The 10,783-nt window shown below is 75.6% G+C and carries 10 protein-coding genes; 3 read left to right on the top strand and 7 right to left on the bottom strand.

Going from position 1 to position 10,783, the window contains the following annotated elements:
* Positions 1–212: 212 nt before the first annotated feature.
* Entirely contained in the window at positions 213–1,196 is a 984-nt protein-coding gene (locus IE245_RS12565; protein ID WP_189946890.1) for an alpha/beta hydrolase, read from the top strand.
* The gene (locus tag IE245_RS12560) at positions 1,193–2,443 is read left to right on the top strand and encodes an acyltransferase family protein (protein ID WP_229851240.1); all 1,251 of its coding nucleotides are present in this window, start codon (positions 1,193–1,195) and stop codon (positions 2,441–2,443) included. Before IE245_RS12565 ends, IE245_RS12560 begins: the two co-directional genes overlap by 4 nt.
* Before the next feature lie 16 nt (positions 2,444–2,459).
* On the opposite strand, the gene IE245_RS12555 is transcribed toward IE245_RS12560, so the two are convergent.
* Positions 2,460–3,554 (bottom strand): aldo/keto reductase, encoded by a 1,095-nt coding sequence (locus tag IE245_RS12555; protein WP_189946889.1) that lies wholly within the window; start codon positions 3,552–3,554, stop codon positions 2,460–2,462.
* Complete coding sequence (locus IE245_RS12550; RefSeq protein ID WP_189946888.1) at positions 3,551–3,967, bottom strand: MerR family transcriptional regulator; 417 nt, start codon at positions 3,965–3,967, stop codon at positions 3,551–3,553. The genes IE245_RS12555 and IE245_RS12550 overlap by 4 nt, the downstream gene beginning before the upstream one ends.
* Before the next feature lie 51 nt (positions 3,968–4,018).
* Between IE245_RS12550 and IE245_RS12545 the strand changes: the two genes are divergently transcribed.
* Complete coding sequence (locus IE245_RS12545; protein ID WP_229851239.1) at positions 4,019–4,849, top strand: serine hydrolase domain-containing protein; 831 nt, start codon at positions 4,019–4,021, stop codon at positions 4,847–4,849.
* 21 nt (positions 4,850–4,870) lie between these two features.
* Here the strand turns inward: IE245_RS12545 and IE245_RS12540 are convergent, their stop codons facing one another.
* Genes IE245_RS12540 through IE245_RS12520 form a run of 5 tightly spaced genes read right to left on the bottom strand, consistent with a single transcriptional unit; the run spans position 4,871 to position 10,687 of the window.
* Complete coding sequence (locus IE245_RS12540; RefSeq protein WP_189946887.1) at positions 4,871–5,488, bottom strand: hypothetical protein; 618 nt, start codon at positions 5,486–5,488, stop codon at positions 4,871–4,873.
* Entirely contained in the window at positions 5,485–7,134 is a 1,650-nt protein-coding gene (locus IE245_RS12535; protein WP_373305312.1) for an ATP-binding protein, read from the bottom strand. Before IE245_RS12535 ends, IE245_RS12540 begins: the two co-directional genes overlap by 4 nt.
* Positions 7,131–7,814 carry a response regulator gene (locus IE245_RS12530; protein ID WP_189946886.1) on the bottom strand — a complete coding sequence of 228 codons (684 nt, stop codon included), beginning with the start codon at positions 7,812–7,814 and terminating at the stop codon, positions 7,131–7,133. The genes IE245_RS12535 and IE245_RS12530 overlap by 4 nt, the downstream gene beginning before the upstream one ends.
* Positions 7,815–7,871: 57 nt before the next feature.
* Entirely contained in the window at positions 7,872–9,491 is a 1,620-nt protein-coding gene (gene murJ, locus IE245_RS12525; protein ID WP_189946885.1) for a murein biosynthesis integral membrane protein MurJ, read from the bottom strand.
* Positions 9,488–10,687, bottom strand: a complete 1,200-nt coding sequence (locus tag IE245_RS12520; RefSeq protein WP_189946884.1) for a lipid II:glycine glycyltransferase FemX — start codon at positions 10,685–10,687, stop codon at positions 9,488–9,490. The genes murJ and IE245_RS12520 overlap by 4 nt, the downstream gene beginning before the upstream one ends.
* Between the last annotated feature and the right edge of the window lie 96 nt (positions 10,688–10,783).

Below are 10,783 nucleotides of genomic sequence, written 5' to 3'. Positions count from 1 at the left end.
CGCTACGAAGCGACCGTGCTGGTCGCAGCCATCAACGAGTGGCTGTGACCAGCACTTTCACAACAGACCCTAGCCCCACCCCGCGCCGGGGGCGGTCTCCTCGTCCACCCCCTACCCCGGTACGGCACGGGAGTTGGCTCCCCGGTGTGACGTGCCGTCACCCGTCCCCTTCCTACCTTCCTCTCGCCGACGACGAGAGAGGGAGGACGGGCATGGGCCGGATCACGAGGAGCCTGGTGACCGCCGTCATGGTGACGGCGGTCGTGGCGGGGACGGCGGGCTGGGCGTCCGGGACCGCGCAGGAGCCGGTCACCGGGCCGCCGCCGGGGACCGCGGCGTGGCGGGCGGCGGGCCTGCCGGACCCGGAGCGGACGGACCCGGGCGGGATCGCCCGCTTCTTCGCCGGACTCGGCCCCGAGGAACGGCAGCGGCTCGTACGGACGCACCCGACGGTGGTCGGGAACCTGGACGGGGCGCCGCTGGAACTGCGCTACGCGGCCAACGCCCGGACCGCGCCGGGCCTTCGCCCCGGGGCGCGGGTCCTGGCGTACGACCCCCGGGGCCGGGGCCAGACGGTCCTGGTGTACGGGGACCTGGCCACGGCCGAGCGGGTGGCGGTGCTGGTGCCGGGCTCGGACGTCGACTCCGGGCGGCTGGACTCCCTCACCCGGAAGGCCACCGCCCTGCGCGGGGCGACCGGCGGGCGGACCGCCGTCGTCGCCTGGGCCGGCTACACCACCCCGCTCGGCGTCGGGGTCGACGCCGCCGCCGGGGACCTGGCGGAGGCGGGCGCCGAGCGCCTCACCCGCTTCGCGGAGGGGCTGCGGGCCGCCGGGGTGCGCCCCGAGCCGTCCCTGTTCTGCCACAGCTACGGCTCCGTGGTCTGCGGGCTCGCCGCCCACGGCCTGAAGGCGAAGGACCTGGTGGTGTTCGGCTCCCCCGGCATGCGGGCGGAGAACGCGGCGGCGCTGCGGACCACGGCCCGGGTGTGGGCGGCGAAGGACCCGACGGACTGGATCGACCGGGTGCCGTACGTGTCGGTGGGCGGATACGGGCACGGCACCGATCCGACGGCGCCGGAGTTCGGGGCCAGGGTCGTGCCGACCGGCGACGCGGCGGGCCACGACGGTTACTTCGCGCCCGGCACCTCCTCGCTGCGCGCCTTCGCCGCGATCGCCGAGGGGGACGTCCGATGAAGCCGTCCGCCCCCGTGAAGACGCCCGCTCCCCCGGGGGTCCTCGCTCCGGTGAAGGCCCTCGTCCGGAAGATCGAGGCCGGCACCCCGGCCCACCGCGACCGGGCCGTGGACGGGCTGCGGGCGTTCGCGCTGCTCGCCGTGCCCACCGGGCACTGGCTGCTCGGCGGGTTCACGCTCTCCGCCGACGGCGCGATCCACAACGCCTCGCCGCTCGCGGCCTTCGGCGCGCTCGCCCCGGCGAGCTGGATCCTCCAGATGCTGGGGATCTTCTTCCTCGTCGGCGGCTACGCCTCCGTCCTCTCCTACCACCGCCGGACCGGCACCACCCGGGCCTGGCTCGGCGGGCGGCTCGCCCGGCTCGGCCGGCCGGTGCTCGGGGTGACGGCGGTGTGGGCGGCGCTGCTGCCGCTGCTCCACCACGGCTTCGGGGTGCCGGTGGACACCCTGCGGACGGCGTCCACGCTGGTGGTCCAGCCGCTGTGGTTCGTCGGGGTGTACACGGTGGTGACGGCGCTGACCCCGCTGTGCGTACGGGCCGCGCGCCGGTTCGGGGTGTGGGCGGCGGCCCCGCTGCTCGGCTCGGTCGCCGTCGTGGACTTCCTGCGGTACGGCCCGTACGCGGACGCCGTGCCGTCCTGGCTGAGCCTGCTGAACATCCTGCCGGGGTGGCTCTTCGCGTACCAGCTCGGCACCGCCTGGGGCGGGGGCCGGGTGGACCGCCGGCACGCCTGGGGGCTGCTGCTCGGCGGGGCGGCGCTCTTCGCCGTCCTGCTGCTTCTGTTCGGCTACCCGGCGTCGATGGTCGGCGTGCCCGGCGAGGCCCGCACCAACTCGCACCCGCCGTCGCTGCTCGTCCTGGCGCTCGCCGCGCTCCAGAGCGGGGCCGCGATCCTGCTGCGGGACCGGCTCGGCCGGTGGCTGCGGCGGCCCGCGCTCTGGGCGCCGGTGGTCGTGGTCAACCTGTCGGCGATGACGATCCTGTGCTGGCACCAGACCGCGATGCTCGCGGCGGCGGTCCCCGCCTCGTACCTGGGCGAGGTGCCCGGTCTCGTCGGGGCGCCGGACTCCGTCGGCTGGATCCTGGCCCGGCTGGCCTGGATGCCGGTCTTCGCCGGCCTCCTCGTGCTGATCGGCCGGTACGCGCGCGGCTTCGAGTCGCCGTGGGCGCGCACCGGCCCGGCCCGCCGCGCCCTCGCGGGCGTGCTCGCGGCGGGGTTCGCGGTCTTCGCCCTGGGCCTGGCGTGAGGCCCGGGCCCGGACGTCAGGCCTCGCGGGCGGCCGAGGTGAAGCTCATGTCCGGGTAGCGGTCGCCCGCCACCAGGCCCGCGAGGGGTTCCAGCGCGGCGAGTTCGGCGGCGTCGAGGGCGATGCGGGTGGCGGCGGCGTTCTCCTCCAGCCGGGACCGCTTGCGGGTGCCGGGGATGGGGACGACCGTCAGGCCGTGGACGGCGGCGCGCTGCTGGACCCAGGCGAGGGCGATCTGCGCGGGCGTCGCCCCGTGGGCGGCGGCGATCTTCCGGACCGGGTCGAGGAGGGCGGCGTTCCGCTCGGCGTTCTCGCCGGTGAAGCGGGGCTGGTGGCGGCGGAAGTCGCCGTCCGAGAGGTCCTTGCCGGCGTCCGCGAAGGCGCCGGTGAGGAAGCCCCGGCCGAGCGGCGAGTACGGGACGAAGGTGACGCCGAGGTCGGCGGCGGCGGCCACGGCGGAGCGCTCGACGTCCCGGGAGAAGAGCGACCACTCCGACTGGAGGGCGGCGATCGGGTGGACCGCGAAGGCCTCCCGCAGCTCGGGCCCGGTGACCTCGCTCAGGCCCAGGTGACGGACCTTGCCCTCGGCGACCAGCTCGGCCATCGCGCCGACGGACTCGGCGAGCGGCACGGCCGGGTCGCGGCGGTGCATGTAGTAGAGGTCGATGGTGTCGGTGCCGAGGCGGCGCAGGCTGCCCTCGACGGCCTGCCGGATGTAGGCGCGGTCGTTGCGGACGCCCCGGTACGCGGGCCGCTCCGGGTCGCGCTCGATGGCGAACTTGGTGGCGAGGACGATCTCGTCGCGGTGCGCGGCGACGAAGGGGGCGAGGAACTCCTCGTTGGCGCCGCTGCCGTAGATGTCGGCGGTGTCGATCAGGGTGACGCCGGCCTCCAGGGCCGCGTCCAGGGTGTCGCGGGCGGCGGCCTCGTCGGTGGCGCCGTAGAACTCGCTGATGCCCATGGCGCCGAAGCCCTGGACGCCGATCTCCGGTCCGTCCCGGCCCGGGCCGAGCCGTACGGTGTCGATCTTCCCGGTGCCGTCCGTCTTCCCGGCCCTGTCCGTCTTCCCGGCCCTGTCCGTCTTGCCGGTCCCGGCGGTCGTCTCGGTCATGAGGAAGTACCTCCGCAGATGGTTCCGTAGTGGTCGATCTTGAGGTCGAGCACGGCGAGCGTGGACCGGAGCTCCTCGATCCGGGCCAGCACGTCCCGGCGGGTGGCCTCCAGGAGGGCCCGGCGCTCCCCGTGGGTGTGCTCGCCCTCCCGGACCAGTCCGGCGTAGCGGACCATGTCCGCGACCGGCATCCCGGTCAGCCGGAGCTTGCCGACGAAGTCCAGCCAGGAGAGGTCCCGCTCGGTGAAGCGGCGCTGTCCGGTGTGCGACCGGTCGACGTGCGGCATGAGGCCGATCCGCTCGTACCAGCGCAGGGTGTGCGCGGTGAGTCCGGTCAGGGCGGCGACCTCGCTGATCGTGTAGCGGTCCTTGCGGGCGGCCGGCGGCCGGGTGGTGCTCTCGATCACGCTCATGCCCCCACGCTAAAAGGTTGGAGCGCACTCCAAGCAAGTAGGCTCGGCCCCATGGAGAGCAGCAGCGTGCCCAGCCTGGCGGCGACAGAGAACTGGCCCGTCCCCACCGCGGCGGCGGCCGTGGTCCGCGCGGACGGCACGGTGGCCGGGAGCCACGGCCCGACCGGGCGGCGCTTCCCGCTCGCCTCGGTGACCAAGCCGCTGGCGGCGTACGCGGTCCTCGTCGCGTACGAGGAGGGGGCGATCGACCTCGACGAGCCGGCCGGGCCCGAGGGCGCGACCGTGCGCCACCTGCTCGCCCACACCTCCGGGCTCGCCTTCGACGAGAACCGGGTCCAGGCCGCGCCGGGCACCCGCCGGATCTACTCCAACACCGGCTTCGAGGTCCTGGGCGATCTGGTCGCCAAGGCCACCGACATCCCCTTCGCCGACTATCTGCACCAGGCGGTCCTGGCGCCCCTCGGCATGACCGCGACCACCCTGGAGGGCTCCCCCGCCAAGGACGCGGTGTCGACCGTCGACGACCTGGTGCGGTTCGCGGCCGAGGTGCAGGCGCCCCGGCTGCTCGACGCCCGCACGGTCCTGGACGCGATGACCGTCACGTACCCCGGCCTCACCGGCATCCTGCCCGGCTACGGGCACCAGCGGCCCAACGACTGGGGGCTCGGCTTCGAGATCAGGGGCGCCAAGTCCCCGCACTGGACCGGCACGACCTCCTCGCCGCGCACCTTCGGCCACTTCGGCCAGTCCGGCACCTTCCTGTGGATCGACCCGGACGTCCGCGCCGCCTGTGTGGCGCTCACCGACCGGGCCTTCGGGCCGTGGGCGATCGAGGCGTGGACGCCGTTCACGGACGCGGTCCTCGCCGACCTGCGGCGCTGACCCGGCGCCCCCGCCCCGGCCTCAGCCGGCCGCGGCCTCACAGGTGGTGGCCGGCAGGGCGCCGTCCGGGCCCTCGACGGTCACCGGGGCCGTGCCGGAGCGGTCCACGGCGTAGGCGGCCGTGCACACCAGCTGGACGACCGCGCCCCGCGACAGCTCCCGCGCCGCGAAGGGGGCGCGGAGCCGGATCCCGCCCGCGGGTTCGGACTCGACGCGGATCGGCCCGCCGCTCTCGGGCAGCTCGGTGGTGATGCCCGCCTGGAACTCGGCGCCGCCGGGGCCGGCGAGCAGGGCGGCGAGCACCTTCACGGTGGCGGGCGAGGAGCCGTACGGGGGCTCCTCACCGGACTCGAAACCGGGGCCGACCCCGGCGGAGGCCGCGTCGGCCTCGCCCGGGCCGCCCTCCGGCCGGGTCCGCTCGGGGAGGGGGAAGTAGGTGGTGTCGGTGTCCCGGGAGACCGGCATCGGCTCCCCGTGGGGGCCGAGGAAGTAGAGCAGCATCCGGCTCTCGGGGATCGGCTGGACGACGACGGTCGGCGCGCCGCCCGCCTCCACGACGTCGCTGCCCTGGATGCCGCAGCCGGCGGCGAGCGGCAGCGCGGCCAGCAGCGCCGCGCGCAGGGCCGTCCGGCGCCTCACAGCGGGATCCTCACCGTGAACACCGCGCCGCCCGCCGGGTGGTTGCCGGCCTCGACGGTGCCGCCGTGCAGCCGGACGTTCTCCTCGGTGATCGCCAGGCCGAGGCCGCTGCCGGCCGAGCGGGCGCGGGCCGGGTCGGCCTTGTAGAAGCGCTCGAAGACGTGCGGCAGGACGTCCGGGTGGATGCCGGGTCCCCGGTCGGAGACCTGGACGACGAGCGTGGACCCGCCGTCGGCGTGCACCCGGACGGTGACGGGCGCGCGGCCGTGCCGCAGCGCGTTCCCGACGAGGTTGGCGACGACGACGTCGAAGCGGCGGGGGTCGAGCCGGGCCCTGATGCCCTCGCCGAGGACCGCGTGGACCTGCTCGGGGTCCGTCCAGTGCCGACCGCTCAGGGTCTTGCGGACGCAGTCGGCGACGTCGACCTCGTCGGTGTGGAGCTCGGCGGCGCGGGCGTCGAAGCGGGAGATCTCCATCAGGTCCTCGACGAGCACGGCGAGCTTGACGGTCTCGGCGCTGATCAGCCGGACGGCGCGGGCCGTGTCGCTGTCGAGGCTGCCCGCGTCCTCGTCGAGGACCTCGGTGACGGCGAGCATCCCGGCGAGCGGGGTGCGCAGTTCGTGCGAGACGTCGGAGGCGAAGCGGCGGGCGCGGGCCTCGGCGCGGCGCAGTTCGGTGACGGAGCGCTCCAGTTCGGCGGCGGACTCGTTGAAGGTCCGCGCCAGGTCGGCGAGTTCGTCGCTGCCCTTGGCGTGGATGCGGGTGTCGAGCCGGCCGCGGCCCATGCTGGCGGCGGCGTGGCGGAGTTCGCGGACCGGGCGCAGCACGCCGCGGGCGGCGATCAGGGCCGGGATCAGGGCGATGGCGAGGGCGGGCAGGGCGCCGTCGCGGGCGGCGGTGACCAGGGCCTCGATGTTGGCCTCGTCCTCCCGCAGTTCCATCACGGCGTACAGGACGAGGCCGGTGGGCTGCGGCTCGCCGCCGACCTGGGTGAGGAAGACGGCGGGGACGGCGATCGTCAGATAGGGGGTGCCGTTGGTGACCACGCGCTGGAAGCCGGTGTGCGGGGTCGTCTCGCGCGCGTGGACGCGGGCCCGCAGCTCCGGGGTGAGGACGGAGGAGGTGGGGCGGTCGGTGGAGGAGACGCGGAGGGTGCCGTACTCGGCGTAGACCCGCCAGGGGCGCGGTTTGCCCTGCCGGGCGATGTGCAGGAGCCGGTCGCGGAGGGAGCCCTCGTCGAGGGGAAGGCTGATGTTGAGGTCCTCGACCTGCTGGCGGAAGGCGGAGACGGCGGTGTTCTGCGTCTGCTCCAGGATGGCGCTGCGGGCGGCCCGGTAGGTGAGCGCGGCGGTGGTGCCGCAGCCGACGGCCGCGACGAGCAGGAACGCGAACACCAGTCGCGTCCGCAGCCCGAACGGCCGGGGCCCGCGCCCCCGCGTCCGGCCCCGGCGGCTCCGCGCCGGGGCGTCCTCCTGCCGGGGGCGGGTCTCCCCGGCGCCGTTCTCCGGGGCGGTGCCGTACCCGGGCCCGGCGGCGGGGGCGTGGGCCGACGGACCGGGGGTGCGGGCCGACGGACCGGGGGCGTGGGCCGACGGACCGGCCTCGTGCTCCGCGCCCGGCTCCTCGCCGGGTACGCAGGTCTTCACAGCGGTCCGAAGCGGTAGCCGAAGCCGCGCAGGGTCTGGATGTAGCGGGGGTCTCCCGGGGTGTCCTCGATCTTGGCGCGGAGGCGGCGCACGCAGGCGTCCACCAGGCGGGCGTCGCCGTGGTAGTTGTGCTCCCACACGTGCTCCAGGAGCTGCTGGCGGCTGAAGACCTGCTCGGGGGCGGCGGTGAGGTGGAGCAGGAGCTTCAGCTCGGAGGGGGCGAGGGCGAGGCGCTCGCCGTTCTTGGCGACGGTGAGGCCGGCCCGGTCGACGGAGAGGGCGCCGTGGTGCTCGACGGCGGGACGGCTGCCGCCGGGCTCCTCGATGCGGCGCAGGACGGCCCGGATGCGGGCCTCGATGACCTCGGTGCGGGCCGGCTTGACGATGTAGTCGTCGGCGCCCGCCTCCAGGCCGACGACGACGTCGAAGTCGTCGCCCCGGGCGGTCAGCATGATGATCGGGAGCTGGCTGTCCTCGCGGACCCGGCGGCAGACCTGGACGCCGTTCATGCCGGGCAGCATCAGGTCGAGCAGCAGCAGGTCGGGGCGGAACTCGCCGAGGGCGGCGAGCCCGGCCTCCCCGGTGGCGGCGGTGCGCACCTCGTGCCCGCGGCGCCGGAGTCCGAGCTCGACGCCTTCGCGGACCGAGGGGTCGTCTTCGATGAGGAGCACGCGAGGCATTCGTGGAGTATCCCAAGGTCGGTGGTGGCCCCCCGCGGGAGGGCGGCCCCACGGGGGTCAGGACCGGCGGGTGAGCCGGCCGGCGGCGGTCGTGAGCAGGGCGGAGACCTCGGTGAGGCGCAGCGGCCCGGCGAGCAGGACGAAGGAGCCGAGGACGGCGGCCGCGCCCGCGAGACCGGAGACGACGGCGCCCGCCGAGGCGGTTCCGTCGGCGGCGAGGAGGCCGTAGCCGGTGGCGGGGACGGCGGCGACCAGCAGCCGGCCGAGGCCGGTGCCGCCGTCGTCGGCCGCGGGCAGCCGGCGCCGGAGGACGTACGCGGTGAGCGCCCAGCCCGCCCAGAGGGCGAGCGAGTAGCCGGCGGCCATGCCGGTGACCGCCCAGCGGTCGGGCAGCCAGTGGTACGCGGCGAGCGAGAGCGCCGCGTTGAGCCCGGCGATCACCAGGTTGAGCAGGAAGGGGGTGCGGGTGTCGCGGAGCGCGTAGAAGGCGCGGGTGCACACGTACTGCCCGGAGAGGGCGATCAGGCCAGGGGCGAGGGCGGTCAGCGTCCAGGCCATGGCGCGGACGTCGGCGGCGTCGGTCGCCCCGTACCCGAAGACGACCGACATCAGCGGGCCGGCGAGGGCGAAGAGGGCGCAGGCGGCGGGGACGACGGCGGCGGCCGTGGTGCGCTGGGCGTAGGAGACGTCGCGGCGGACGGCGGCGAGGTCGCCGTCGGCGGCGGCGCCGCTCATCCGGGGCATGAGGGCGGTCACCAGGGAGACGGTGACGATGCCGTGCGGGACGGCCCACAGCAGGTAGGCGTTGTTGTACCCGGCGAGGCCCGCGCCTCCGGCCGTGTCCGTGCCCGCGGAGGTGGCGACCCAGGTGGTGACCCAGTACGCGGCCTGGTTGGTGAGGACGAGCAGGACGAGCCAGCCGGCGGCGCGCAGCGGGGCGGTGAGGCCGCTGCCGCGCCAGTCGAAGCGGGGCCGGAAGCGGAAGCGGGCGGCGCGCAGCGAGGGCAGCAGGGCGAGGGCCTGGACGGCGATGCCGGCGGTGGTGCCCCAGCCGAGGAGCGCGGTCTCGCCGGAGGTGAGCTCGCCGCCGTCGCTGACGGCGAGGAAGAGGCCGAAGACGGCGACGACCACGACGTTGTTGAGGACCGGGGTCCACATCATGGCGCCGAAGCGGCCGCGGGCGTTGAGGACCTGCCCGAGAAGGGTGAAGAGGCCGAGGAAGAGGATCTGCGGGAGGCACGCGCGCGTGAAGGCGATCGTCAGGTCCCGCTGGCCGCCGGAGTAGTCGGTGTACCCGTCGACGAGCGCGGGCGCGGCGAGGACGGCGCCCGCGGTGAGGACGGCGAGGGCGAGGCCGCAGAGGGTGAGGAGCCGGTCGGTGTAGGCGACGCCGCCGTCCTCGTGCTCCTTGGCGGCCTTGACCAGCTCGGGCACGAAGACGGCGTTGAGGGCGCCGCCGAGGAGCAGCGTGTAGACGATGGTGGGGACGGAGTTGCCCACCGCGTAGCCGTCGGCGACCGCGCCCGCGCCGAGCGCGGCGGCGACGACGGCGGCGCGGACGAAGCCGGTGGCGCGGGAGACGAGCGAGCCGGCCGCCATGAAGGCGCCGCTGCGCAGCGCGGACGCGGGCTTGCGCCGGGACGGCGCGGGCCGGGCGAGGGTGGTGCCGGCGCTCATCGGCGGTTCAGGTAGGCCTGGAAGGCGCGGTACAGCGCCTGGTTGGTCGTGCCGTGCATCGGTGTCTCCCACTCCCCCAGCGTCTCGACGACCTGTCCGCCGGTGCCGAGCTTCCAGCGCAGCAGCCCGTGGGCGCGGTCGTCCGGATCGAGGGTGGAGGGTACCCCGCGCAGGTCGTAGACGTCGGCCCCGAGGGCGTGGGCGTCGAGCAGCATCCGCCACTGGAGGGCGTTGGAGGGGCGGACCTCGCGGCGGTGGTCGGCGGAGGCGCCGGTCTGGTACCAGACCCGCCGGCCGACGGTGATCATGGTGTGGGCGGCGAGGATCTCGCCCCCGTGGCGGGCGAGGTAGAGCTTCATCCGGCCCGCGTGCTCGGCGTTGAGGACGGCGTACTGGCGCTCGTAGTAGGCGAGGGAGCGGCCGAGGCGGAAGCCGTCGCGCTCCTCGGTGATCTTCAGCAGCCGGTGGAACTCCGGCAGGTCGGCGGCGGAGCCGACGGTGATCTCGACGCCGGACTTGCGGGCCTTGCGGACGTTGCGCCGCCACTCCTGGTTGAGCCCGGACCACAGGTCGTCGGGGGTGCGGCCGGTGAGCGGGACCTGGAAGACGTGGCGGGGCTGGGCGTCGGCGCCGTCCTCGGAGTCGCCGCCGCAGCGCTTCCAGCCGCGGGCGCGGAGCCGTTCGGCGACGGCGGTGCCGAGCGGGTCGACCTCGTCGGCGAGGACGTCGCCGAGGCGGCGGCCGGGCCCGGTGGCGGCCTTGACGGTGGCGGCGGTCCAGCGGCGGTGGGCGGGCCCGGGTCCGATGCGTACGGCGAAGGCGCCGGAGGCCTTCAGATGGGCGAGGAGCGGGTCGAGCCAGCGGTCGAGGTCCGGATCGGCCCAGTCGGCGACCGGCCCCTCGGGGAGGTAGGCGAAGTGCTTGCGGGTGCCGGGGAAGGCCCGCAGCAGGACGAGGGCGACGCCGGTGAGCCCGCCCGACTCGGGCCCCCAGCCCACGAGCTGGTGGCTCCATCCCTCCTTCACCTGGGCCCAGGCGGGGAGTTGGAGGAAGCTGGGGCCGTCCGCGCCCGTGGAACGGGCCGCGAGGAAGGCGCGGTACACCTCCGGGGAGACGGGGCCGAGCCGGAGCGGGCCGGCGGGCGCGGCGGCGGGGCTGCGCTTCACGGGTGCGGGCGTCACGAGCAGCGCTGACACAACGGGAGCCTCCTTGGTTCGGCCGCCCCCTCGGTGGCGCGGCGCACAGCAGGCTCACAGCCGGATGAGACGGGTCCGCGCGGCGTGTGTGACGGG

This window comes from Streptomyces roseolus, from assembly GCF_014649855.1.
Classification (GTDB): domain Bacteria; phylum Actinomycetota; class Actinomycetes; order Streptomycetales; family Streptomycetaceae; genus Streptomyces; species Streptomyces roseolus.
This window is presented reverse-complemented; position numbering and strand designations above follow the sequence as displayed.